This is a genomic window from Streptomyces sp. NBC_00582 (assembly GCF_036345155.1).
Lineage (GTDB): Bacteria > Actinomycetota > Actinomycetes > Streptomycetales > Streptomycetaceae > Streptomyces.
Genome location: NZ_CP107772.1, coordinates 5,522,926 through 5,546,341, shown reverse-complemented (window position 1 = coordinate 5,546,341; position 23,416 = coordinate 5,522,926). Strand labels below are relative to the sequence as shown.

The 23,416-nt window shown below is 71.3% G+C and carries 21 protein-coding genes and 2 tRNA genes; 14 read left to right on the top strand and 9 right to left on the bottom strand.

What is annotated here, in order from left to right; all coding sequences use genetic code 11:
- Nucleotides 1-181 precede the first annotated feature (181 nt).
- Nucleotides 182-268 (bottom strand) — tRNA-Ser (locus OG852_RS24730).
- A 100-nt stretch (nucleotides 269-368) separates the two neighbouring features.
- Nucleotides 369-2,009, bottom strand: coding sequence for a S1C family serine protease (locus OG852_RS24725; protein WP_330348975.1), 1,641 nt, complete (start codon nucleotides 2,007-2,009; stop codon nucleotides 369-371).
- A gap of 257 nt (nucleotides 2,010-2,266) precedes the next feature.
- Between OG852_RS24725 and OG852_RS24720 the strand changes: the two genes are divergently transcribed.
- From OG852_RS24720 to OG852_RS24710, 3 genes are all read left to right on the top strand, one after another.
- Nucleotides 2,267-3,103, top strand: coding sequence for a glycerophosphodiester phosphodiesterase (locus OG852_RS24720; protein ID WP_133911199.1), 837 nt, complete (start codon nucleotides 2,267-2,269; stop codon nucleotides 3,101-3,103).
- Between the two features lie 179 nt (nucleotides 3,104-3,282).
- On the top strand, nucleotides 3,283-3,921 hold the full coding sequence (locus OG852_RS24715) for an ATP-binding protein (protein ID WP_133911198.1): 639 nt from the start codon (nucleotides 3,283-3,285) through the stop codon (nucleotides 3,919-3,921).
- A gap of 132 nt (nucleotides 3,922-4,053) precedes the next feature.
- On the top strand, nucleotides 4,054-5,019 hold the full coding sequence (locus tag OG852_RS24710; protein ID WP_133911197.1) for a DUF5926 family protein: 966 nt from the start codon (nucleotides 4,054-4,056) through the stop codon (nucleotides 5,017-5,019).
- A 279-nt stretch (nucleotides 5,020-5,298) separates the two neighbouring features.
- On the opposite strand, the gene OG852_RS24705 is transcribed toward OG852_RS24710, so the two are convergent.
- Both OG852_RS24705 and OG852_RS24700 read right to left on the bottom strand, forming a co-directional pair.
- Nucleotides 5,299-5,871 carry a hypothetical protein gene (locus OG852_RS24705; RefSeq protein WP_133911196.1) on the bottom strand — a complete coding sequence of 191 codons (573 nt, stop codon included), beginning with the start codon at nucleotides 5,869-5,871 and terminating at the stop codon, nucleotides 5,299-5,301.
- A 55-nt stretch (nucleotides 5,872-5,926) separates the two neighbouring features.
- Nucleotides 5,927-6,592, bottom strand: coding sequence for a bifunctional DNA primase/polymerase (locus OG852_RS24700; protein WP_330348974.1), 666 nt, complete (start codon nucleotides 6,590-6,592; stop codon nucleotides 5,927-5,929).
- A 513-nt stretch (nucleotides 6,593-7,105) separates the two neighbouring features.
- Between OG852_RS24700 and OG852_RS24695 the strand changes: the two genes are divergently transcribed.
- Nucleotides 7,106-8,614 (top strand): PP2C family protein-serine/threonine phosphatase, encoded by a 1,509-nt coding sequence (locus OG852_RS24695; RefSeq protein ID WP_208117091.1) that lies wholly within the window; start codon nucleotides 7,106-7,108, stop codon nucleotides 8,612-8,614.
- Nucleotides 8,615-8,695: 81 nt separating this feature from the next.
- A complete protein-coding gene (locus OG852_RS24690; RefSeq protein ID WP_133911193.1) occupies nucleotides 8,696-10,159 on the top strand; it encodes an aminopeptidase P family protein in 1,464 nt (487 codons plus the stop codon).
- A gap of 93 nt (nucleotides 10,160-10,252) precedes the next feature.
- Here OG852_RS24690 and OG852_RS24685 read toward each other — a convergent pair whose 3' ends face one another.
- From OG852_RS24685 to OG852_RS24675, 3 genes are all read right to left on the bottom strand, one after another.
- Entirely contained in the window at nucleotides 10,253-11,080 is an 828-nt protein-coding gene (locus tag OG852_RS24685) for a triphosphoribosyl-dephospho-CoA synthase (RefSeq protein WP_330348973.1), read from the bottom strand.
- A gap of 9 nt (nucleotides 11,081-11,089) precedes the next feature.
- Entirely contained in the window at nucleotides 11,090-12,016 is a 927-nt protein-coding gene (locus OG852_RS24680) for an intradiol ring-cleavage dioxygenase (protein ID WP_133911191.1), read from the bottom strand.
- A gap of 111 nt (nucleotides 12,017-12,127) precedes the next feature.
- Nucleotides 12,128-12,583, bottom strand: a complete 456-nt coding sequence (locus tag OG852_RS24675) for an ATP-binding protein (RefSeq protein ID WP_133911190.1) — start codon at nucleotides 12,581-12,583, stop codon at nucleotides 12,128-12,130.
- A gap of 253 nt (nucleotides 12,584-12,836) precedes the next feature.
- Here OG852_RS24675 and OG852_RS24670 point away from each other — a divergent pair, with 253 nt between their 5' ends.
- The 9 genes from OG852_RS24670 to OG852_RS24630 all read left to right on the top strand — a co-directional run bounded on the left by OG852_RS24670 (nucleotide 12,837) and on the right by OG852_RS24630 (nucleotide 22,667).
- A complete protein-coding gene (locus OG852_RS24670; RefSeq protein ID WP_133911189.1) occupies nucleotides 12,837-13,667 on the top strand; it encodes a hypothetical protein in 831 nt (276 codons plus the stop codon).
- Nucleotides 13,668-13,812: 145 nt separating this feature from the next.
- Nucleotides 13,813-14,565, top strand: a complete 753-nt coding sequence (locus tag OG852_RS24665; protein ID WP_133911188.1) for a YcnI family copper-binding membrane protein — start codon at nucleotides 13,813-13,815, stop codon at nucleotides 14,563-14,565.
- 137 nt (nucleotides 14,566-14,702) lie between these two features.
- A complete protein-coding gene (locus OG852_RS24660) occupies nucleotides 14,703-15,356 on the top strand; it encodes an SCO family protein (RefSeq protein ID WP_133911187.1) in 654 nt (217 codons plus the stop codon).
- On the top strand, nucleotides 15,353-15,802 hold the full coding sequence (locus OG852_RS24655) for a copper chaperone PCu(A)C (RefSeq protein ID WP_133911186.1): 450 nt from the start codon (nucleotides 15,353-15,355) through the stop codon (nucleotides 15,800-15,802). The genes OG852_RS24660 and OG852_RS24655 overlap by 4 nt, the downstream gene beginning before the upstream one ends.
- Before the next feature lie 13 nt (nucleotides 15,803-15,815).
- A complete protein-coding gene (locus OG852_RS24650) occupies nucleotides 15,816-17,762 on the top strand; it encodes a copper resistance CopC/CopD family protein (RefSeq protein WP_133911185.1) in 1,947 nt (648 codons plus the stop codon).
- Nucleotides 17,763-17,770: 8 nt separating this feature from the next.
- Nucleotides 17,771-19,051: an iron uptake transporter deferrochelatase/peroxidase subunit gene (efeB, locus tag OG852_RS24645; protein WP_330348972.1), complete on the top strand. Its 1,281-nt coding sequence runs from the start codon at nucleotides 17,771-17,773 to the stop codon at nucleotides 19,049-19,051.
- A 51-nt stretch (nucleotides 19,052-19,102) separates the two neighbouring features.
- Nucleotides 19,103-20,035: a prephenate dehydratase gene (gene pheA, locus OG852_RS24640; protein WP_133911183.1), complete on the top strand. Its 933-nt coding sequence runs from the start codon at nucleotides 19,103-19,105 to the stop codon at nucleotides 20,033-20,035.
- Between the two features lie 539 nt (nucleotides 20,036-20,574).
- Nucleotides 20,575-21,852: a serine--tRNA ligase gene (serS, locus tag OG852_RS24635; RefSeq protein ID WP_133911182.1), complete on the top strand. Its 1,278-nt coding sequence runs from the start codon at nucleotides 20,575-20,577 to the stop codon at nucleotides 21,850-21,852.
- Complete coding sequence (locus tag OG852_RS24630) at nucleotides 21,849-22,667, top strand: HAD family hydrolase (RefSeq protein ID WP_133911181.1); 819 nt, start codon at nucleotides 21,849-21,851, stop codon at nucleotides 22,665-22,667. The genes serS and OG852_RS24630 overlap by 4 nt, the downstream gene beginning before the upstream one ends.
- A gap of 115 nt (nucleotides 22,668-22,782) precedes the next feature.
- Here the strand turns inward: OG852_RS24630 and OG852_RS24625 are convergent.
- Nucleotides 22,783-22,869 (bottom strand) — tRNA-Ser (locus OG852_RS24625).
- A 239-nt stretch (nucleotides 22,870-23,108) separates the two neighbouring features.
- Nucleotides 23,109-23,351 (bottom strand): SGM_3592 family protein, encoded by a 243-nt coding sequence (locus tag OG852_RS24620; RefSeq protein ID WP_133911180.1) that lies wholly within the window; start codon nucleotides 23,349-23,351, stop codon nucleotides 23,109-23,111.
- Between the last annotated feature and the right edge of the window lie 65 nt (nucleotides 23,352-23,416).

Sequence of the window (23,416 nt, the reverse complement as noted above, 5' to 3'; positions counted from 1 at the left end):
CGAAAGTGCCACTGACCAGCAGATATATGGCCCTCTTTCCGCCGGGCAGTGGTCCACGCCTGGTCCACACGCAGTGATCCACAACGCGACATAGCCGGATCGGAGTGAGACAGGGCCCATGCGGAAGGGGTGCCCCTCAGCGAGAGGCACCCCTTCTGACCTGCAACATCTATGACCTGCGCGGAGACGGTGGGATTTGAACCCACGGTGACATCGCTGCCACGACGGTTTTCAAGACCGTTCCCTTAGGCCGCTCGGGCACGTCTCCCCGCGCCGCTTGATCGGCGGCGCGGGGATAAGGGTAACGGGTGGACACGCGCGCGTGGGGGTCAGTCGGTGCTGAGCCGGGGAGGTACGCGCGCGTGCGCTCAGTTGTCGCCCGTGCGGGAGCCGAGGGTGAGTTCGACGGTATGGGTCTTGCCGTCGCGCTCGTAGGTGATCGTGACCTTGTCGCCGGGCTGGTGGGTCCAGATCTCGCCGATGAGGGTCGGGCCGGAGTCGATCACCGTGTCGTCGAGCTTGGTGATGACGTCGCCGGGCTTGAGGCCGGCCTTGGCGGCGGGGCCGCCCGACTCGACGGCGGAGGCGCCGCCCGAGCCCTGGTCGGTGATCTTCGCGCCGTTGCCGGAGTCCTCCAGGGAGACGGACGCGCCGATCTTCGCGTACACCGGCTCACCGGTCTTGATCAGCTGCTGGGCGACGTACTTGGCCTGGTTGATCGGGATGGCGAAGCCGAGGCCGATCGAGCCGGACTGGGCGGTGCCGCCCAGTCCGCCGCTGCCGGTGGACTGGATCGCGGAGTTGATGCCGATGACGTTGCCCTGGGCGTCGAGCAGCGGGCCGCCGGAGTTGCCCGGGTTGATCGACGCGTCGGTCTGCAGGGCGCTCATGTAGGACGAGGAACTGCCGCTGCCGTCCGAGGAGGCCACCGGGCGGTTCTTGGCGCTGATGATGCCCGTGGTCACCGTGTTGGAGAGGCCGAAGGGGGCGCCGATGGCGATCGTCGAGTCGCCGACCGCGACCTTGTCGGAGTCGCCGAGGGTGAGCGGCTTGAGGTCCGACGGGGCGTTCTTCAGCTTGATGACGGCGACGTCGTAGCCCTGGGCGTGGCCGACGACCTCGGCGTCGTACTTCTTGCCGTTCGGGAAGGTGGCCGTCACCTTGCCGCCGTCGACGGCGTCCGCGACGACGTGGTTGTTGGTGACGATGTGGCCCTGGGTGTCGAAGACGAACCCGGTGCCGGTGCCGCCCTCGCCGTTGCTGGACTCGGCCTCGATGGTGACCGTGGAGGGCAGGGCCGTTTGGGCCACGGCCGCGACCGAGCCCGCCGCGCGCTTCACGTCGCCACCGCTGGTGGCGGCCGAGACGGTCGTCGAGCCCGTGTTGTCGTCGTTCTTGGCGAGGGTGTAGCCGAGTCCGCCGCCCAGGCCGCCCGCGACGAGCGCGGCGACGAGGACCGCGGCGACGAGCCCGCCCCGGCCGCCACGCCCGGACTTGGGCGCGGGCTGCTGGTACGAGGCGCCCCAGGCGAGGCCGTCGGCTCCGCCCGCGCCCGCGCCTCCGGCGCCGCCCACGCCGGCCGCGTTGGCCTCGCCGTACGCGTGCGTGCCGGCGCCGCCCACTCCGGCCGCGTTGGCCTCGCCGTACGCGTGCGTGCCGGCGCCGGCTTCGGCGTAGAGGGGGGTGGCGGGCGGGTTCTGCCAGCCGTCCGTCGCGGCCGTGGCCGGCGCGGGAGCGGCGGGGGCGCCTTGGGGGGCGGTCGGCGGGGGCCAGTCGCCCTCGGGGGCGGTCGGTGCCGGCTGCGGGGCGGTGGGCGGCGGCCAGTCACCCACGGGGGCCGCCGGGGCGGCCGCGGGCGGGGTCGGCGGGAGCGGTGTGGTGGGGGCGCCGGCGTCCGGCGCGGGCGGCTGGGGGGCGGCGGCCGAGGAAGACTCCACCGGCACGGGGGGTGCGGACGGCGCCGGGGGGACCGGGGTGCCCTCGTTCGTGCCCTCGTTCTCGGTGCTCACAGCTCTTCTCCTCGATCCACGGCTGTTGTCGTCGGTCGCACTAGGTCTCGCCCGTTCACGCTTGTCGTCGACCCGGCGCGGCGGTAGCTGTGCGTGTGCTTTCGTACTGCTCAGCTTTTCCCACGGGCCGTCAGAGCACCATAAGCGCTGGCTGTGGGTCCGTGGGCATTCTTTATAAGGGACGTTCCGTGCACTAAGTGCGCATCTTCGAAACATCTCAGACTGTTCTCAGATGCGTACGGTGGCACCATGACGCGGTGACCCACGCACGGCAGCACCACATTCAAGTCGTCGCTCACCGCGGAGCCTCCGAGGAGGCCCCCGAGCACACCCTGGCCGCGTACAAGAAGGCGATCGAGGACGGTGCGGACGCCCTCGAGTGCGATGTACGGCTGACCGCGGACGGACATCTCGTCTGCGTGCACGACCGACGAGTCAACCGTACGTCCAACGGGCGCGGAGCCGTCTCCGCGCTGGAGCTCGCCGATCTCGCGGCGCTGGACTTCGGTTCCTGGAAGACGAGGGAGGCGCGGGAGGCCTGGCACGCGCGCGTGGAGGACCCGGACTGGGAGGTCCGGCCGGAGGACCGCGAGGAGACGTCCGTGCTGACCCTGGAGCGGCTGCTGGAGCTGGTCTCCGACGCCGGCCGCCGGGTGGAGCTTGCCATCGAGACGAAGCATCCGACGCGGTGGGCCGGGCAGGTCGAGGAGCGGCTGCTGACGCTGCTGAAGCGGTTCGGTCTGGAGGCGCCGGGCTCGGCGGCCGAGTCGCCGGTGCGCGTCATGAGCTTCTCGGCGCGGTCGCTGCATCGCGTGCGTGCGGCGGCGCCGACGCTGCCGACCGTCTATCTGTCGCAGTTCGTCTCGCCCCGGCTGCGCGACGGGCGGCTGCCCCTGGGGGTGGGGATAGCGGGGCCCTCGATCCGGATCGTGCGCAATCACCCGGTGTACGTCGAACGTCTGAAGCAGGCCGGTCACCAGGTGCACGTGTGGACGGTCAACGAGCCGGAGGACGTGGACCTCTGTGTCGAGCTGGGCATCGACGCGATCATCACCAACCGCCCGCGCGCGGTGCTGCACCGGCTGGGGCGCTGAGCGCTCGCACCGAGTGGTCTCTGACGTCCCGCAGGTCACTCACACCTCACAGATACCTCACGTCCCCTTGACCCCACGCCAACCCTCCCTCATCCTCCAAATCGGCCACTCCGTCGAAATTCAGCCATGTGCTCACGGGGAGTGCTCCGGCGCGTTCGCTCCGTGTTCGATCGTTGCGAATGCGTCTGAGGACATGGATTGGCCGGTTTCCGGTACAGGCCAATGGGGCATCCACACCGTGGCGTGGGGCGAAGGAGGTCTCGGGGGTGGCGTTGGTGGTGGCACAGGAGGTGCCCACGTCGTCGAGCATGGCCGTACCCCATGGCCCTGCGGGCGTGGGGGAGGCGCGACACCGTATGCGCGATCAGCTGCGCAGCGGTGGGGTGTCGGAGACGGTCATCGACGATGCCGTACTGATCCTTTCCGAACTTTTGAGCAACGCGTGCAAACACGGTCGGCCCCTGGGTGACGCCCTGGCCGGGGACGGCGACGTGCGGGCCGCATGGCGGGTCGATCCGGGCGGCCGGCTGGTCGTCGAGGTGACCGACGGCGGAGGCCCGACCCGGCCCTCGCCCGCCACCCCCTCCGTCACGGCGCACGGCGGGCGGGGGCTGAACATCATCTCGGCCCTGTCCGACGACTGGGGTGTACGGGACGACGCCCGCGGCGAGGTCACGGTGTGGGTCCTGGTCCACGCCGACGCCTTCGACCCCGACGCCGGCTGTCGCCGCGACGACTTCGCGTCGCGGGTCGGCGCGCCCTCGGTGTCGTCGATGCCCGGACTGGGCTTCGCCGACGCGTTCGACGACCTGGACTGACCCCAGCCCGGCCCTCTGGAGAACCAACCCGCGTCGTCCACAACCGCCGCGTTGTCCACAGGTTCCCGTGGTCTCGGGTGCGAGCGGCTAGGCTCCGCCCGTACCAGACGAGCCGTACCCGGGAGACACCCAGTGGCCAAGAAGCGACCCCAGACGAAGGCCGGCCGGCCGCAGCTCACGGACGGGGAGGTCCCGGTCGTCGGCGCCCGGGAACCCTGCCCGTGCGGCAGCGGCCGCCGCTACAAGGCCTGTCACGGCCGGGCCGCGGCGCATGCCGTGACCGAGCTGGTGCAGCGGCCCTTCGAGGGGTTGCCGGGCGAGTGCGACTGGGTGGCGCTGCGGGAACTGGTGCCGGCCGCCACGGTCGAGCTGCCGCTGAAGGACGGTCTGCCCGAGGGCGTGCCCTCGGTCACGCTCGCCACGGTCCTGCCGATGGCGTGGCCCGCCCTGCGCCGCGACGACGGCTCGGTGCTGCTCGGCCTGCAGAACGACACGCCGTCCGGCGACATCAGCCGTGACCTGGCGGACACCCTCCAGCGGGCCCTCGAGGCCAAGCCGGGTACTCCCGTGCAGGCCCGGCGTGCCCCGGCGGACGGTCCCCGGATGCAGGACCTGCTCGACGCCGAAGGCGCGTTCGAGCCAGTTGTGCACGACGGTTTCGAGTTCTGGGTGCCGGACCCGGAGAACGCCTCCCCGGACGTGTCCGCCTCCCTGGAGCGAGCGAACGCGGCGGCGATCCCGACGGTGAAGCTGACCGGTGTGGACGCCGCGTACTGGTGCGAGACGCCGGACAAGAACCATCTGCGGTGGGTCATGCCGCACCCGGAGGAGCAGCTCCTGGACGCTCTCGCGCGGCTGCACGCGGCGGGGCGTTCCAGCCTCGGCGAGGGCACGCGTCTGGTGGGCTCCTTCCGGGCGCACGGCCTGACGGTGCCGGTCTGGGACCTGCCGAGCGGGGTCTCGGCGGACGACGTGGAGAAGCCGGCCGCCGAGTTCGCGGAGCGGCTCGCGGGCGCCCTGGCGTCACAGGATCCGCTGACTCCCGAGGAGCGCCGGGCACGCGGCGGGCTCACCAACCGTCAGGTGACGCTGAGCTGATACACGGCCGCCGCACAGGGGTCCGGCTGACCGGTCGGTCAGCCGGGCCGAACGGGCGGAAGGCGTGACTCCGCTCACAACTCCCGTGTGCGCAAGGGGAGTCGGCGCCAGATAAAGCCGATCGGCGGGTGTCCGAAAGCCCGATGAAAACAAGAGATCGAATTTGCCTGGAGCCGATCTCTTGTTACCGTTCCAATAGCCCGGTTGCTGGTGCATCCCCCGTCGCCAGCAACCGGGTCTTTGCATGCCCGCGCGATCCGGGCAGAACGGACCTGTCCGTCAACTGCCGCCGTCCATGGTGGAGTTGCTCCCGGAGCGCAGCAGCAGCGGCCCCTCGCCCGCCGCCCCGGCGGCCGCCGAGAACTCGGTCACGGCGGTGTACGCGCCCTGACCGCCCCGCGTCCGCTCACGGGGCGTCTCGCAGGTCTCCGGCTCGTCCTCGGCGCCGACGGCACAGCGCATCTGCACCGCACGCCCCTCGGGCCCCATGAGGCTCAGGACGGCGTCCAGGGCCCGTCCCGTGGCATTGCGGTAGTAGGTGCGCGCCCAGGTGTCCTCGCCCTGGGTCATGACGCAGGTCTGCGCCTCCACCCCCTCGGGCGAGGTGAGCGCGGGCCCGCAGCGGGCGGCGGTGGCCAGGCCCAGGCCGAGCAGCAGCGGGGAGGAGGGGGCGGACGGGGGCGGGGCCGGGACGGCGGAGGGCGCCTTCGGGTCCGTATCGCCACCGAAGAGGGTCCGCGGGGGCATCGCGGAGTGCCCTTCGTCTCCGCCCTGCCCCGCCGAAGCCATGGCCAGGGGCAGGGTGACCGCGCAGGCCACGGCTCCGCCGAGGGCGAGAAGACGAAGGTTCATAGGGGGAAGATAGGGGGCGAACCCGGGCGCCCCGGTCGGCGCGCGCCCGACACCCCTACAACTCGGGCGCGCTCACACCCGTACGAGTGAGGGCGTCCACGACCGCGTCCACCACGGCCTCGACATCGGGCACCCAGGGGGAGGCCGAACCGGGCAGCGGCGCGCGCTCCCAGCGGATGTCGCCGCGGCCGGTCTCGGAGGGCGGCAGGGCGAGATAGCCGCCCTCGCTGTGGAAGCGCAGGGAGCCGGGGACGAAGTCCTTGGCGTACAGCAGTTCGCCGAGCTGCTCCATGGAGTAGGGGCGCACCAGGATCGCCCAGCGGGTGGGCGAGGCGACCACCGGGCCGAGCCGCATGCCCTGCCGGTCCAGCGCCACGAGCGCGCGGGAGGCGGCGAGTGCGGGGAGGCTGACCGCGCACGGGGCCTGGCCCCCGGTCGCGAGGACGATCGGCGCGGCCGGCCGGTTGGTCCACCACCAGCGCACCATGCGGGCGTCGGTGGTGGCCGCGAGCAGGCCGGGGTCGAAGGGATGGGCGCCGGGCAGCACACACTCCGGGTCGGGGCAGCCGCACCGCGAGGTGCCGCGAGGGTCGGCCGAAACTCCGGGGAGGACGGGCCACTGCCACTCCGTCGCGAAGGTCAGAGCCGCGTCGATCAGCTCAGGCGCCTTGTCGCTGGACTGGGACAGGAGCCTGCGTCGCCTTCCGAGGATCTCGCGCATGAGCGCTCGTTCCTTTCCGTTGCACCGCTGGCAACACCGTGGGCCACATCACACCATGTGTCGATCACTTCACTGGGCGTACCTGTTGGCGCATCACACCCCTGTCCTCGACAAGGGGAACCCCTGGGGGCCGAGCTCCGGCCGCTTCCGCGACCGCTCCGCCGACTTGCGTCCATCTAAAGACTGGCGTGGCGTGGGGTGGCGAAGTCTGGCGTTTTACCGCTCGCCGTATTTCTCTCGGCCTCCGCCACGGGAGGATGGGGCACGGTCGTCGGTGGCTATGACGCTCGGTTCGGTCACCAGGTTCCGGGTGGCCCCCGACGACCCCTGGTCCTTACCGAGTACGTACCCATCACGACCGCTGTGACGCTCCGTGGAGCAAGGCCAGTCGACCGCAAACAACCGTAACCCGAGTCAGTTTTAAGCCATTTTTGCTATTCGACAAGGGGGTCGGAAGAACCATGTCCGATTCCCCCCAAAGGCCTCATGGACACCACTAATCCCAGCAGGACAATGCTGGACATCCCCTCACGAGTGCGTGTACATGTGGAGACACTGCTAGCGGCGCAGATTGACATGGGGGTTTGCGATGCTTTTGAGCAATATGCTCCGGTCCGAGAGCCGGACGCCATGAACGCCCCTCACGCTCCGAAAGTGGCTGGAATCGATTCAACGGTTCCCGCGCCCGCACACACTGTCGCGCCCGCGCACGCCTCCCCGGACGCCCCGTCGTCCCCCGCCGACCCGGGCGCCCTGCTGACGGACCGGCTCGCCGGCTGGGTCTCCGATCTCACGACCCTCCATGAACTGACCGAACGTCTGGCCCGCACGGACGCACTCGGCGACGCCCTGACCGAACTGCTGCGCGCCGGAGCCGCCCTCGTGGGCGCCCGACGCGGTCTCGTCGTCCTGGAGCCGGCCAGCGGCCTCGGCCCCGACACCACCATCGGCCTCGGGCTCGGCCGCGCGGACCTCGGCCACATCGAGACCGTGCCCCGCAGCGCCATCTCCTACGGCCGGATCCTCGACGGGCTGCCGGGCGCCGACGGCGAGATCGCCGAGCCCGACCTGTTCGCCGAGGACGGCCTCGACCCCCGCCACCGCGAGGTGGCCGCCCGTCTCGGCTACGCCGCCAGCTACGCCCTGCCCCTGGTCGCCGGGGGCCCCGAGGGCCGCGTCGGCGCCGCCGTCTGGCTCTACGACGAGCCCGCCGAGCCCCGTGAGCGCCAGCGCCATCTGATCGGTCTGTACGTCCGCACCGCCGCCGAGCACCTGGCCCGGCTCGTCGAGGTCGAGCGCACCCGCGCGTCCATGGCCACCATGGCCGAGGAACTCCTGCCGTCCCGGCTGCCCAGGGTGCCCGGCGTCCAGCTCGCGGCCCGCCGCAGCAGCGGCCCGCGCGGCGGCGGCGACTGGTACGACGCGCTGCCCCTGCCGGACGCCGCACTCGGCCTCGCCGTCGGATCGGTCACCGGCTCCGGGCCGAGCGCGATCGCCGCGATGGGCCGGCTGCGCGCCTCCCTGCGGGCGTACGCCGTGATGGAGGGCGAGGACCCGGTCGCCGTCCTGTCCGACCTGGAGCTGCTGCTGCGGCTGACCGAGCCCGCCCGCTCCGCCACCGCCCTGTTCGCCTACTGCGAACCCTCGCTGCGCAAGATCACCCTGGCCGGGGCAGGACACTGCCCGCCGCTGCTCGTCGGAGAGCGGCGCACGGAGTTCGTGGAGACCTCCGTCTCCGCTCCGCTGGGCATGCTGACCTGCTGGGAGGCGCCGAGCGTGGAGCTGGATCCGGAGCCGGGCGAGACGGTTCTGCTCTACACCGACGGTCTCCTGCACCGGACCGGCGACCCCGTCGACCGCGCCTTCGCCCGGCTGCACGCGGCCGCCGCCGGGGTGCCGAAGCCCCTGCGGGGCGACCCCGGCGCGGTCGCCGACCACGTGCTGCGCACGGTCCTCCCCGACGGTCTGGCCGAGCAGGACAGCGAGGAGGACGTGGTCCTGCTGGCGGCGCGCTTCGAGTAGCGGCCGTACGAGGTCTCTTCCCTGCGGGTCCCCTTACGTCCGACCGTACGATGGACGGGGTCCAGTGCCGTATCGAGGAGGATGACCGTGGCAGAGGAACTCACGGAGACCCCGGAGACTGCCGAAGAGGAGCCCATCAAGCAGCGCAAGAACGGCCTGTACCCGGGCGTGTCCGACGAGCTCGCCGAGAACATGAAGTCCGGCTGGGCCGACACGGAACTGCGCGACCTGGAGCCGATCGCCCAGGCCGCCGAGACCGCCGCCCGGCGCGCCGCGCTCTCCGCGCGTTTCCCCGGCGAGCGCCTGGTGATCCCCGCGGGCGGGCTGAAGACCCGGTCCAACGACACGGACTACCCGTTCCGCGCCTCCGTCGAGTACGCGTACCTCACCGGAAACCAGACCGAGGACGGCGTCCTGGTCCTGGAGCCCAAGGGCGAGGGCCACGAGGCGACGATCTATCTGCTGCCGCGCTCCGACCGGGAGAACGGCGAGTTCTGGCTCTCCGGCCAGGGCGAGCTGTGGGTCGGCCGGCGTCACTCGCTGAGCGAGGCGGAGAAGCTGTACGGCATCCCGGCCGCCGATGTGCGTGAGCTCGCCGGCAGCCTGCGCGAGGCCACCGGGCCGGTGCGGGTCGTCCGCGGGTACGACGCCGGGATCGAGGCCGCCCTGACCGACAAGGTCACCGGCGAGCGCGACGAGGAGCTGCGGGTCTTCCTGTCCGAGGCGCGACTGGTGAAGGACGCGTTCGAGATCGGCGAGCTGCAGAAGGCCGTCGACTCCACCGTGCGCGGCTTCGAGGACGTCGTACGGGTCCTGGACAAGGCCGAGGCCACCAGCGAGCGGTACATCGAGGGGACGTTCTTCCTCCGTGCGCGCGTCGAGGGCAACGACGTCGGGTACGGCACGATCGCCGCGGCCGGGCCGCACGCGTGCACGCTGCACTGGGTCCGCAACGACGGGCCCGTGCGCTCGGGCGATCTGCTGCTGCTGGACGCGGGCGTCGAGACGCACACGTACTACACCGCGGACGTCACGCGCACGCTGCCGGTCGGCGGGCGGTACACCGAGATCCAGAAGAAGATCTACGACGCGGTGTACGAGGCCCAGGAGGCCGGTATCGCGGCGGTCGTGCCGGGGGCGAAGTACCGCGACTTCCATGACGCGGCGCAGCGGGTGCTGGCCGAGAGGCTCGTCGAGTGGGGGCTGGTCGAGGGGCCGGTGGAGCGGGTGCTGGAGCTGGGGCTTCAGCGGCGCTGGACGCTGCACGGGACCGGGCACATGCTCGGCATGGACGTCCACGACTGCGCTGCCGCGCGGGTGGAGTCGTACGTGGACGGGACGCTGGAGCCGGGGATGGTCCTGACCGTCGAGCCCGGGCTGTACTTCCAGGCCGACGATCTGACCGTGCCGGAGGAGTACCGGGGGATCGGGGTGCGGATCGAGGACGACATCCTGGTGACGGAGTCCGGGAACCGGAATCTGTCGGAGGGGTTGCCGCGGCGGTCCGACGACGTCGAGAGCTGGATGGCTTCGCTGAAGGGCTGAGGCCGGGTCTGATGGCCGGGTGCCCGGTGGGGTGCCCGGCCGTCGTTGCGGTGTGCGGGTGCGTGGGGGCTTGCCGCGCGGTTCCCCACGCCCTTAGGGGGTGGCTGTCACGTTCGGCAAGGAGTCCACGAACAGGGCCCCGGCCAGCAGCCCTGCGCTTCCTCTCGGGCTCCAGCCCCGTTCGTGGAGGTCCGCGTCGAAGGACGTCAGGGCCTCTCGGCCCCCGTCCGTGTGCGTGCCGCCCGCCTCCAGGACTCCTCGGGCGCCCGCCTGGACGTGGCGTAGGCCCAAGGGACCGGCCGTGTACAGGAGTTCGGAGTCCTGGAGGGTGGACATCACGGTGAGCAGGGCGTCCAGCCGGGCCTCGGCCTCGCCCGCGCCGGCGGAGCGTGCCTTGGCCAGGGCGTCCAGTGCCCGCCGTACATGAGGGAACCCGGCGCGTGCCTCGCCCCGGGCGCCTGCCGCGCCGTACTTCGCCGAGACCGTCGAACCACGCGACGGCCGCCGTGGTGCGCCCCGGTCGGGGTGCGCGGCGATCCGCTTGGCTGCCTGGGCGACCTCGGCTCCCCGCGCGCGGGGGTTGAGGGCGGCCGCGGCGACCAGCAGTCCCAGCGTCCACAGGGCTCCCCGGTGTCCGCCGCCCGCCAGACCCACCGAGTGTTCGGTGCAGCGGCCTATGGCGCCGAGCTCCGCGCGGAGCCGGGGGGTGGGTTCGCCGGTGCGGCGGGCGGCGGCGGCCATCGCCGCAAGGCCAGGTGCGAGCGCCTTGGCCGACCAGCGCAGCCCGCAGTGGTCCCTGCGGGTGACACGGGCGTCCAGGTCACGGGGGTCGGGCAGGCCCGGCTTGGGAGCCAGGGCGAGCTGACCGGTCAGCGCGGCCACGGCGGCCTGCGCGAGCACGTCGTCCTCACGGCTGGTCATGACCCCGCCCTACGAGGACGTGGTGGCGGAGTCGGTGGGCGCGTCGCTCGGCGGGGTGCCCGTGGGGGCGTCGCTCGGCGGGGTGCCGCCGCCCCCTCCGCTGCCGGCACCGGTGTTCTCGGCGTCCGGGTCGATGCCGAGGGTCAGGAACCCCTTGTAGCCCTTGGAGGGGTCCGTCTTGTGGACGGCCTTGAGGGTCAGCAGGCCGCTGGAGGCGCCGCCGCCGTCGTACACCATGTCGTTGTCGAGGGTGGTGTAGCTGCCGGAGTGCTTCGAGTACGGCTCCAGGGTGAAGATCTCCTCGGCGATCGTGTCGTCGAAGAAGAGCTGGCCGGTGTAGTTGACCTTGCCGCCCTCGTAGGTGCCGTCCTCCTTCTCGCCGCCGGTGTGCACCTTGACGTGGATGTGGCAGGTGCGGGGCGTGTACCAGCCGGGGAAGATCGTCTCGAACTTGACGACCCCGTTGGCGTTGGCGATCTGGTAACCGCGCAGATAGGTGCCGTCGTTGGCGGTGGAGCCGTCCTCGCTCTCGGCGGGGGCCGAGCCGCCGGGGTTGGCGGTGGTGTAGCCGGAGTAGTAGCCCCAGGCGTCGCAGTGCCAGATCTCGACGGCGGCGCCCTTGACCGGGGTACAGCCGTCGGTGGCGTCGACGACCGTGAGCCGCAGGGTCAGCGGTACGCCGCTCTTGCCCTCGGTGATGTCCTTGCGCACCAAGGCACCGTCGAGGTAGTAGGGCCCTTCCGTGACGCTGCTCATCAGCGTCATGCACTCGCTGCCGGTCGCGGTGGCGTCCGCGGTCGTCCCGGTGTCCGTGGTGGTGTCGGCGAACGCCGACTGGTAGCCCGCGACGGCGAGTCCGCCGGCCGCGACCGTGCCACCCGTCACCACGAGAGCGCGGCGCCGGGTGATGCTGGTGTCTTTGTGGTTTCCCGTCATGACCAGGAAATTAGGAACGCAGTCCATCAGCGGGCTGGAAGAACGCTGAGGGGAGCCTGTGAGTGCTGAGGAACCTTAAGTTCCGTGCCGCGCAGGAAATCTGAGGAGACGTCATACGGCCATCAACGGGGCGTCCTTGCGCCACTTGAGGATCTTGTCGAAGCTGACCACCGCCCCGCCGCGTCCCGGCGTGTTGCCGATGTGGACGTGGTCGGCGAGCTCTTGGATGAGGAAGAGGCCTCTGCCCTGTTCGGCGTCCGCGCTCATGCGGACCGGCGCGGGCGCGGGGCGCTCGCCGGTGAAGCCGGGGCCTGAGTCGGCGACCTCGATCCGGCACTTCTCGCCGTCGAGGTACGCGGTGACGCGGTAGGCCTCCGAAGGGCCGCCGCGCGCGTACTCGCCGCCGTGCTCGACGGCGTTCGCACAGGCCTCGCTCAGCGCGACCGAGAGGTCGTAGCTCACGTCGGGATCGACCCCGGCCGTCTCCATCGTGCCGAGCAGCAGACGGCGGGCGAGCGGAACACTCGCGGCTTCGCGCCGCAGATGGAGTGACCACCAGATGCTCATGCTCCAGCCTCCTGGCCGCGGCTCGACATACCGATACGTATTGCCGCCCGGGCGGGTATGTAAGCGCGAATTCCGCGTGATGCCGCCCATATGGGGGATGCACGGATGACAAGAATCGGTGTATGTGGGACGCAGGGGGCATCAGTCGTATCAGTCTTTCCAGAAGGTGATCTTCCGGATCACAGGGAGCCGTACCGCGTCTTGCGGACCTGGCGTATGGCGGCCGTGAGGCCAGTGCGATGATGAGCCCGCCATGACTGCCCCCCACGAGGTCCGCCTGCTGCGGGCCGCGGTCTTCACCGCGGTCTGTGTCGTGCTGGCCGCCGCGGGGCACACCATGGCCTCCTGCGCCTCCCTCCCGCTGTGGACGCTGGGCGCCGGGTTCCTGGGCGCCCTCGCGGTCGTGGTGCCGCTCGCCGGGCGCGAGCGCTCGCTGCCGGGCGTCGTGGCGCTGCTCGCCGTCGGACAGACCGTGCTGCACACGCTGTTCGGCCTCGGGCAGGCCACCGCCGCCGCCGCCTCCACCACCGGCACGATGTCGGCGTCCGACGCCGAACTCGTCGCGCGGGCGGCCCGGCTGGTGTGCGGGGCGACGGCGGCGGCGATCAGTCCGGCGCAGGCCCAGAAGATCCTCGTCGACGCGCGGCTCTCCAGCGGCACCGGCGGTACGGACGCGGCCGCGATGAGCGGGATGGGCGGCATGGGGTCCATGCACCATCCGGCCGACGCCCTGTCCGGCGTCGGCTCGTCCATGTCCCTGCTGCCGTCGTTGCCCATGGTGCTCGGACATCTCCTCGCGGCCCTCGCCGCCGGTTGGCTGCTGCGGCGCGGCGACTCCGCCGTGCGGCGGCTGATCGAACTGTCGGCGCACGGGGTCGCCGAGGGGGCGCTCGTACGGTCCCTGCGCGGGGCGCTCGCGCTGGTGCGTGCCCTGCTCGCGGGGCTGCCGACCACCCTGGGAACGGGTCCGTGCACCGCGCGCACCGCGCTTCTCACGCCCCCTCGGCCCCGTACCACCGCACTCCAGCACACGGTGATCCGGCGCGGCCCGCCCACCGAGTCCGTTCTCGTCCTCGCTGCCTGACGCGACGCGACCAGCACTCCGACACTCCGTGGGAGGTGGCCGCCGTCGTGCGGCACGCGCGTGTGCGCGCTTTCGCCGGTCCCGGCCGGCCCGTCGCGTACGCCTCCCACCATCGGACCTCACTCACAGTGGAGTGCTCGTCATCATGCAGGCCTCTCGTATCGCCGCCGCCGCTGCCGTCGCCGGTTCCGCCGTCCTCGTGCTGTCCTCGCCCGCGTTCGCCCACGTCAGCGTGCAGCCGGACGGCACGGCCGCCAAGGGCGGCTACGCCCTGGTCAACTTCCGCGTCCCCAACGAGCGGGACGACGCCTCGACCACCAAGCTCGAGGTCAGCTTCCCGACCGACCACCCGCTGGCCTCCGTGATGCCGGAGAAGATCGCCGGCTGGAAGGCCACGGTCACCAGGACCAAGCTCGCCAAGCCGCTCGAGGTGCACGGCCAGAAGATCAACGAGGCGGTCTCCAAGGTCACCTGGACCGCCGACGGCAAGGGCATCGAACCCGGCTACATCCAGCGGTTCCCGGTCTCCATGGGCGCCCTGCCCGAGGACACGGACGAACTGGTCTTCAAGGCCGTCCAGACCTACTCGGGCGGCGAGGTCGTGCGCTGGATCGAGGTCCAGGAGGACGGCGCCGAGGAGCCGGAGAACCCGGCGCCCGTGCTCGCCCTGTCCGCCGCCTCCGAGGACGACCATCACGGCGGCGCGACCGCCGAGGACGCCTCCGACGAGTCCGAGGACGCCAAGGCCGCCTCCGCCACCACCGAGGCCGCCGACGACTCCTCCGGCGGGAGCGACACCACCGCCCGTGTGCTCGGCGTGGTCGGCATCGTCGTCGGCGCCGCCGGAGTGGCGTACGGCGTGCTCGCCGGCCGCCGCCGTACGACGTCCGACGCCTGACCGACCCCGCTCCACCGCAGTACCCGTACCGCCTTGTCGCCGTACCGTCGTACTGCCGTACGCACCCGGGGCCGTGCCGCCGCACTGACGCACGGCCCCGGTGCGTGCCGGAGTTCCTACATCTGGGACATTTCTCTATGCGCAAGAAGACGTTCGCCGCAGCCGCGCTGCTCGCCGCCGCCACTCTCACCCTGTCCGCCTGCGGCAGCGGGGACAGCGCCGACACCTCCGTCGCCGCCGTCTCCGAGGAGAACGGCAAGCAGCAGGCCGCGACCGTGCTGGACCAGCCCTTCACCAAGCCGGACCTGGTCCTCACCGACACCCAGGGCAAGGCCTACGACCTCCGCGAGGAGACCGACGGCCACCCCACGCTGATCTACTTCGGCTACACCAACTGCCCGGACGTCTGTCCGCTGACGATGAGCAACATCGCCGTCGCCAAGAAGCAGCTCTCCCGGGCCGACCAGGACGAGCTGCGCGTGGTGTTCGTCACCACCGACCCGGACCGGGACACCCCGGCCGCGCTCGGCAAGTGGCTCAAGGGCATCGACCCGCAGGTCGTGGGCCTCACCGGCAAGTTCGCCACCATCCAGGCCGCCGCCCGGACCGTCGGGATCTCCGTCGAGCCGCCGCACAAGGACAAGAACGGCAAGATGGTCTCCACCCACGGCACCCAGGTCATCGCCTTCTCGCCGAAGACGAACGGCGGCTATCTGCTGTACGGCGAGGACGCCACGGTCGACGACTACACCAAGGACCTGCCCAAGATCATGAAGGGGCAGAACCCGTGAGGTACCGCGCGGCGGCCACCTCCGCGGTGATCGCCGGAGCGTTCCTGCTCGCGGGCTGCGGCTCCGACGGCAAGGCCGATCTGTCCGTGGACGCCGCCTACATACCGCAGCCCGTCTCGGACACGATGGCCGCCGGTTTCCTGACCGTCGTCAACAAGGGTGACGCGAAGGACGAACTGACCTCCGTCACGAGTGCCGTCGCGGGCAGCGTCACCCTCCACGAGACCGTCGGGTCCTCGATGGAGGAGGTCACCTCGCTGGAGGTGCCCGCGCACGGTCAACTCGTGTTCAAGAGCGGCGGGAACCATCTGATGTTCGAGAAGCTGAAGCGCAAGCCGGTGCAGGGCGAGACGGTCGACGTCGAACTGCACTTCGCCGAGTCCGGCCCGCTGAAGGTCGAGATCCCGGTGGAGTCGGCCGTGTACAGCCCCAAGACCGGACACTGAGGGAAGGACCACCGTGAGGCAGACCATCGCCCCCCGCGTCCGGATGATCGTGCTGCTGTTCCTGGCGGTCACCGGCGCGCTTCTCGCCGGCGCCGGACCGGCCTCCGCGCACGCCGCGCTGACGGGCAGCGACCCCGCGCAGGGGGTGGTGGTCGACAAGGCACCCACCCAGGTGACGCTGACCTTCTCCGAGACCGTCTCCATGAACGACGACTCGCTGCACGTCCTCGACCCCAAGGGCGCCGAGGTCGACGAGGGCAAGCCGTCCAACGTCAGCGGCACCTCGTACGCCGTGCAGCTCCACTCGGGGCTGCCGGACGGCACGTACACCGTGACGTACCAGGTGGTGTCCGCCGACAGCCATCCCGTCGCCGGCGCCTACACCTTCTCCATCGGCTCCCCCTCGAAGACCAGCGTCTCGGTCTCCGACACCGCGGCCGGCGGCGGGGTCGTCGGCGGGCTCTACGGGTTCGGCCGGTACATGTCGTACGCCGGGTTCATCGTGATGGTCGGCGGGGCCGCCTTCGTGCTGGCCTGCTGGCAGCGCGGCACCGGGGTACGGGCCCTGCAGCGGCTGGTGGTCTCCGGCTGGCTCGTGATGACCGCGGCCACGCTGTTCCTGCTGCTCCTGCGCGGCTCCTACACCGGCTCCGGGAAGGTCGGCGACGTCTTCGACCTGGAGCTGCTCGGACAGGTCCTGCAGACCAAGACGGGTGCGGCCCTCGTCTCCCGGCTGCTGCTGCTCGCCGCTGCCGCGCTGTTCATCGCCGTCCTGTTCGGCGCGTACGACAAGCGGGAGGACGAGGAGAAGCGGGACCTCACCTTCGGGCTGGCGGTCGGCGGCACGGTGGTGGCCGCCGGGCTCGCCGCGAGCTGGGCCATGGCCGAGCACGCCTCGACCGGGCTGCAGCCGGGCATCGCGATGCCCGTCGACATCCTGCACCTGCTGGCGGTCGCCGCCTGGCTGGGCGGACTCTCCGCGCTGCTCGTCGCCCTCTACCGGGCGCCCGCGGACCGGCCCGTCGAGGCCGGCGCGGTCCGCCGCTTCTCCCAGGTCGCCTTCGGCAGTGTCATCGCCCTGGTCGCGACCGGCGTCTATCAGTCCTGGCGGCAGCTCGGCTCCTGGTCGGCCTTCACGGACACCCGCTACGGCCAACTGCTCCTGGTGAAGATCTGCCTGGTGGCGGTGCTCGTCGGCATCGCCTGGATCTCCCGGCGGTGGACGGCACGGCTGGGGGACACGGCGGTCGTCGGTGAGGGAATCGAGAAGGAGCTGCCCGCGAAGGACCCCGTGACCGCGCCGGCGGGAGCCAAGGGCTCGGAGGCGGCCACGGGCTCCAAGGGGGCCGGTGACGTGGAGGACTCCGGTGACTCCCGGCGTGCCGCGCAGCTCGCCCGGCAGCGCGCCGCCGTGGACACCGCGCGGGAGAAGCGGCTGCGGAACGGCGACCCGAACCGCTTCAGGCTGCGCCGCTCGGTCCTCGCCGAGACCGGTGTCGCCCTCGTGCTCCTCGCCGTCACCACCGCGCTGACCTCGACCGAACCCGGCCGTACGGAGCAGGAGGCCGCCAAGGCCACCTCGTCCGCCTCCTCGGCCGCCTCGTCGGACTCCACCTCGGGTGCCCTGACGCTGGACATGTCCTTCGACACCGGGGGCGCCGACGGCAAGGGCGTCGTCAGCGTGGATCTCAACCCCGCCCGGGCGGGCGCCAACGAGATGCACGTCTATGTGACCAGGCCCAACGGCCGCGGCTTCGACGTCCCCGAGGTGAAGGTCGCCTTCACCCTCGAAGCGAAGAGCATCGGGCCGCTGCCCGTCGTCCCCGACCACATCACCACCGGCCACTGGGCGGCGAACGGGGTGCAGATCCCGATGGCCGGCGAATGGAAGGTCTCCGTCACCGTGCGGACCTCCGACATCGACCAGGTGACCGTCTCCAAGAACGCGCAGATCGGCTGAACCGCACCATGCCTGACCAGTCCACCACCGAAGTCCAGGAGCCGGAGGTCACCTCCTCGCAGGAGGGGGCCGCCCGGCTGACCCGACGCCGACTGCTCGGCACCGCAGGGGCCACCGGGCTGGTGCTCGGTACGGCGGGGGCCACCGCCGGCTACGCGGCAGCGCCGTCCGCGGCGACCCCGCTGTCCTCGATCGGCGCCGGGCATGTCCCGTTTCACGTGAAACATCAGCCCGGCATCACTCAGGGCCTCCAGGCGCGCGGGCATCTGGTGGCCTTCGACCTGGCGGCCGGTGCGGGCCGCAAGGAGGCCGCCGCGCTGCTGCGCCGCTGGTCGGAGACGGCCCGCCGGCTGATGGCGGGCGAGGCGGCCCCGCACGACGACACGGACATCGCCCGGGACGCGGGGCCGTCCTCGCTGACGATCACCTTCGGCTTCGGCAACAGCTTCTTCGCCCGCACCGGTCTGGAGAAACAGCGCCCGGTCGCCCTGGACCCGCTGCCCGACTTCTCCTCCGACCACCTCGACAAGGCCCGCAGCAACGGGGATCTGTGGGTGCAGATCGGTGCGGACGACGCCCTGGTGGCCTTCCACGCCCTGCGCGCGGTCCAGAAGGACGCGGGCAGCGCGGCGAAGGTCCGCTGGCAGATGAACGGCTTCAACCGCACGCCGGGCGCCACCGCGCATCCCATGACGGCCCGGAACCTGATGGGCCAGATGGACGGCACCCGCAATCCCAAGCCGACCGAGTCCGACTTCGACACCCGCGTCTTCGTCCCGGCGAAGAGCGCCAAGGACCCCGCCTGGATGGCGAACGGCTCCTACGCCGTCGTACGCCGTATCCGCATGCTGCTCGACGACTGGGAGAAGCTCTCGCTGACGGCGCAGGAGCAGGTGATCGGGCGGCGCAAGTCCAACGGGGCGCCGCTGACGGGGGGCGACGAGACCACCGCGATGGACCTGGAGAAGACCGACGCGAAGGGCGATCTGGTCGTCCCGCTGAACGCGCACGCCCGGATCACCCGGCCCGACCAGAACGGCGGGGCGGCCATGCTGCGGCGGCCCTTCTCGTACCACGACGGCATCGACGCGGACGGCACTCCCGACGCGGGTCTGCTGTTCGTCTGCTGGCAGGCGGACCCGCTGCGCGGTTTCGTCACCGTCCAGCGGAAGCTGGACCGCGGGGACGCGCTGTCGAAGTACATCCGCCATGAGTCCAGCGGCCTCTTCGCGGTGCCGGGCGGTGCGGCGGAGGGGGAGTACGTGGGACAGGCCCTGCTGGAAGGGTGAGACGGTCCGCTCCGGGGCCGCCGGGGTCGCGAGGGCCATTAGGGTGAGGTCATGCCAGCGAGCTATGCGTATCTCGGCCCCGAGGGCACCTTCACGGAGGTCGCCCTGCGTACGCTTCCGGAGACCGCCACCCGGCAGCTTGTCCCGTACGTGTCCGTGCAGTCCGCGCTCGACGCGGTGCGCGGCGGTGAGGCCGAGGCCGCGTTCGTGCCGATCGAGAACTCGGTCGAGGGCGGCATCACCACCACCCTGGACGAGCTGGTCGCGGGCGAGCCGCTGATGATCTACCGCGAGGTGCTGCTGTCGATCACCTTCGCGCTGCTGGTCCGGCCGGGCACCTCACTGTCGGACATCAAGACGGTCTCCGCGCATCCGGCCGCCCAGCCGCAGGTGCGCAACTGGCTGCGGGCGAACCTCCCCGACGCCGTCTGGGAGTCCGCCGCCTCGAACGCGGACGCCGCACGGCTGGTCCAGGAGGGCCGTTACGACGCGGCGTTCGCGGGCGAGTTCGCGGCCGCCCGTTATGGCCTGGTGGCCCTGGAGACCGGGATCCACGACGCCGAGAACGCCCAGACCCGGTTCGTGCTCGTCGGCCGGCCCGCCCGGCCCGCGGCGCCGACGGGCGCGGACAAGACGTCGGTCGTGCTGTGGCAGCGCGACGACCACCCCGGCGGGCTGCGCGATCTGCTGGGCGAGTTCGCCACCCGTGGCGTCAACCTCATGGTGCTGCAGTCCCGGCCGACGGGCGCGGGCATCGGCAACTACTGCTTCTGCATCGACGCGGAGGGGCACATCACCGACCGCCGGGTGGCGGACGCGCTGATGGGGCTGAAGCGGATCTGCCGCGATGTGCGCTTCCTCGGTTCGTACCCGCGGGCGGACGTGACCGTGGCGGACGTACCGGCTCCGCTGACGGGCACCTCGGACGGGGAGTTCGTGGCGGCGGCGGACTGGGTGGCGCGCTGCCAGGACGGCCGCTTCTAGCCCCGCCCTGTTATCCACAGAAGTTATCCACAGGTGGGCTTCTCGACCTGGGGACAAGTCGACATCGAAGCGTCATCCAGTCGACAAATCGCCCTGGAGCGCTTAAGCGCGCCCACAGCCGCACACATCACCCTTCGTCCACCCGTTTCCTTCGATCAATCCTTTGGGGCGACCCATTTCCACTCGAAAGTGGGGGCGAAGGGCACCGGGAACGGGAATTCCTCGTATCACCGAGGCGACTTGGAATGATCCATTCCGATGTCCACAGACCTTTCGCACACCCTGTGGATAACTCACTCGGGGTGTGGATCCCTGTGGACAACTCCGCTCCCCACTCCGCCCCCAAGTTCGGGCCCGCACAAGGAAGTCGAGTCAACGCGACGCCCACCACCTGCCCCGTCCCAGGGAATGAGACACTTTTCCTTGACACGCTCGGCAATTACCCCACAACGGAACGTAAGCCACGATTCGGAACGTACGGCGCGCGGTTCGGAATAGCGAGTCGTGAGCCGCAACCACACACCGGTAGCCTTGACCGCGTGATTGACCTTCGCCTGCTCCGTGAGGACCCCGACCGTGTGCGCGCGTCCCAGCGCGCCCGTGGAGAGGACGTCGCGCTCGTCGACGCTCTCCTGTCCGCCGACGAGCGGCGCAGGTCGTCCGGCGTCCGCTTCGACGAACTGCGCAACGAGCAGAAGTCGCTCGGCAAGCTGATCCCCAAGGCCTCCCCCGAGGAGAAGGCCGAGCTGCTGAAGCGCGCCGAGCAGCTCAAGACCGACGTCAAGGCGGCCGACGCCGACCGGGACGCGGCGGACGCCGAGACCCAGGAACTGCTGCTCAGGCTCGGCAACCTCGTCCACCCCGGCGTGCCCGTCGGCGGCGAGGAGGACTTCGTCACCCTCGAGACGCACGGCACGATCCGCGACTTCGACGCCGAGGGCTTCGAGCCCAAGGACCACCTGGAGCTCGGCCAGATCCTCGGCGCGATCGACGTCGAGCGCGGCGCGAAGGTCTCCGGCTCCCGCTTCTACTTCCTGACCGGCGTCGGCGCCCTGCTGGAGCTGGCCCTGGTCAACGCGGCGATCGCCCAGGCCACGGCGGCCGGCTTCACCCCGATGCTCACCCCGGCCCTGGTCCGCCCCCAGTCGATGGCGGGCACCGGCTTCCTCGGCCAGGCGGCCCAGGACGTCTACCACCTCGACAAGGACGACCTCTACCTGGTCGGGACCTCCGAGGTGCCGCTCGCCGCGTACCACATGGACGAGATCATCGACGCCGAGCGCCTCCCGCTGCGCTACGCCGGTTTCTCGCCCTGCTTCCGCCGCGAGGCCGGTTCGCACGGCAAGGACACCAAGGGCATCTTCCGGGTCCACCAGTTCGACAAGGTCGAGATGTTCTCCTACGTCTCCCCCGAGGACTCGCAGGCCGAGCACCAGCGTCTGCTGGAGTGGGAGAAGCAGTGGCTGACCTCGCTGGAGCTGCCGTTCCGGGTGATCGACGTCGCCACGGGTGACCTCGGTGCCTCGGCGGCCCGCAAGTTCGACTGCGAGGCCTGGATCCCGACCCAGGGCAAGTACCGCGAGCTGACCTCGACCTCGGACTGCACCGAGTTCCAGTCCCGCCGGCTGTCGATCCGCGTCCGCGAGGGCAAGCAGGTCCGTCCGCTGGCCACGCTGAACGGCACCCTGTGCGCCGTCCCGCGCACGATCGTCGCGATCCTGGAGAACCACCAGCAGGCCGACGGTTCGGTGCGGGTGCCCGAGGTGCTGCGCCCCTACCTCGGCGGCCGAGAGGTCCTGGAGCCGACCGCCAAGTGAGCACCGCGTCCTTCTCCGGGGGGTTCCCCTACCGGTTGATCGCGACCGACCTCGACGGAACGCTCCTGCGCTCCGACGAGTCCGTCTCACGACGCACCCGTGACGCGCTCGCCGCCGCCACCGCGGCGGGCGCGGCGCACATCGTCGTCACCGGGCGCGGGGTCCCCTGGACCCGGCACATCCTCGACGACCTCGGCTACGAGGGCCTCGCGGTCTGCGGCCAGGGCGCACAGGTGTACGACGCCGGTGCGCACCGCCTGCTGACCTCCGTGACCCTGGACCGGCAGCTCGCCGGAGTGGCCCTCGCGAAGATCGAGTCGGAGGTCGGCCCGCTGTATCTGGCGGCGAGCCGGGACGGGCTGGACGGCGATGTGCTGGTCGGGCCCGGCTACTCGGTCACCGGCAAACTGCCCTCGACCCCGTTCACGGACGCGTCCGATCTGTGGGTCGCCCCGCTCAGCAAGATCTACATCCAGCATCCGACGCTCACGGACGACGAGCTGGCGGATGCCGCCCGCCGGGCCGCGGGCGGCTTCGTGACCGTGGCGATGGCCGGTGCGGGCATCGTGGAGCTGCTGCCCCTGGGGCTGTCCAAGGCGACGGGGCTCTCCCTGGCGGCCCGCCGACTGGGCGTGAAGGCCGCCGAGACCATCGCCTTCGGCGACATGCCCAACGACATTCCCCTGTTCGCCTGGGCCTCGCGGGGGGTGGCCATGGCCAACGCCCATGAGGAGCTGAAGGCCGTCGCCGACGAGGTGACGTCCTCCCACGACGAGGACGGCGTCGCGGTGGTGCTGGAGCGTCTGCTGGGCTGAGGTCGGGGTTCGGGTGCGGGGCCGTCGTGGCCGGTCGCGCCCACGCGGCGGAGCCGCAAATCGATACAGCCCCGCGCCCCTGGGTGGGTCCACTCGTCCTGTGTTCAATGTCTTGCGGAGGATGCACGGATCGAACGTGCGCGGGGTATGACCCCCGACCGCGGTTTAGCAAACCGGTGCCTTACCACTCGGCCAATCCTCCGGGTGGGCGGCCCACGCGAGAGCGACATCGCGTGCTCGAAGCGGCCGCCCCGGGCAGCTCCCCGTGCGACCGGGGCTTCATGGAGGGGTAACTACTCCGAAGCCCGTCGCCGGCTGCCCTGTCGGGAGCAGGACGTACTGCCGTGCATGGACATCGCCCCGCTCCTCTCCCAGCTCGTGGTGGACGACAACCACTCTGCCCGGCGGAGGAGTTGGGCGCCACCGAATAAAACAGGTGTGCTACCGGCGGCGCCACCTGCGGCGCCGGGCCTTGCTGAAGAACCAGCCGGCGGGCGGCTCGTCGGAGCGCCACGGCTGCGGCTCGGGCTCCTGGGCCCGCCAGCGTGCGGCGAGCATCCGGGCCCGCGCGGACGGCTCGGACGTCTCGGCGGCCCGGACGAAGTCCTCGTCCAGGACGAGGTCGTCCCAGGCCTCGTCGCCCGATTCCTCGCGCCCGCCGCGCTGTGACGTCTGGTCTGCCATCCCCGGCCTCCTGCCCTCCTGATGGGCCGTAATCCTTCGGCCCAGTGTGCCCGGAGGGAGGTGAA

Excerpts from the sequence above, each read along its gene's own strand:
- OG852_RS24620 (WP_133911180.1), bottom strand. The coding sequence starts at position 23,351 with ATGGCAGACCAGACGTCACAGCGCGGCGGGCGCGAGGAATCGGGCGAC.
- OG852_RS24675 (WP_133911190.1), bottom strand. The coding sequence starts at position 12,583 with ATGAGCATCTGGTGGTCACTCCATCTGCGGCGCGAAGCCGCGAGTGTT.
- efeB (WP_330348972.1), top strand. The coding sequence starts at position 17,771 with ATGCCTGACCAGTCCACCACCGAAGTCCAGGAGCCGGAGGTCACCTCC.
- pheA (WP_133911183.1), top strand. The coding sequence starts at position 19,103 with ATGCCAGCGAGCTATGCGTATCTCGGCCCCGAGGGCACCTTCACGGAG.
- OG852_RS24715 (WP_133911198.1), top strand. The coding sequence starts at position 3,283 with ATGCGTCTGAGGACATGGATTGGCCGGTTTCCGGTACAGGCCAATGGG.
- OG852_RS24685 (WP_330348973.1), bottom strand. The coding sequence starts at position 11,080 with ATGACCAGCCGTGAGGACGACGTGCTCGCGCAGGCCGCCGTGGCCGCG.
- OG852_RS24690 (WP_133911193.1), top strand. The coding sequence starts at position 8,696 with ATGACCGTGGCAGAGGAACTCACGGAGACCCCGGAGACTGCCGAAGAG.
- OG852_RS24665 (WP_133911188.1), top strand. The coding sequence starts at position 13,813 with ATGCAGGCCTCTCGTATCGCCGCCGCCGCTGCCGTCGCCGGTTCCGCC.
- OG852_RS24695 (WP_208117091.1), top strand. The coding sequence starts at position 7,106 with ATGCTGGACATCCCCTCACGAGTGCGTGTACATGTGGAGACACTGCTA.
- OG852_RS24700 (WP_330348974.1), bottom strand. The coding sequence starts at position 6,592 with ATGCGCGAGATCCTCGGAAGGCGACGCAGGCTCCTGTCCCAGTCCAGC.
- OG852_RS24660 (WP_133911187.1), top strand. The coding sequence starts at position 14,703 with ATGCGCAAGAAGACGTTCGCCGCAGCCGCGCTGCTCGCCGCCGCCACT.
- OG852_RS24670 (WP_133911189.1), top strand. The coding sequence starts at position 12,837 with ATGACTGCCCCCCACGAGGTCCGCCTGCTGCGGGCCGCGGTCTTCACC.
- OG852_RS24680 (WP_133911191.1), bottom strand. The coding sequence starts at position 12,016 with ATGACGGGAAACCACAAAGACACCAGCATCACCCGGCGCCGCGCTCTC.
- OG852_RS24705 (WP_133911196.1), bottom strand. The coding sequence starts at position 5,871 with ATGAACCTTCGTCTTCTCGCCCTCGGCGGAGCCGTGGCCTGCGCGGTC.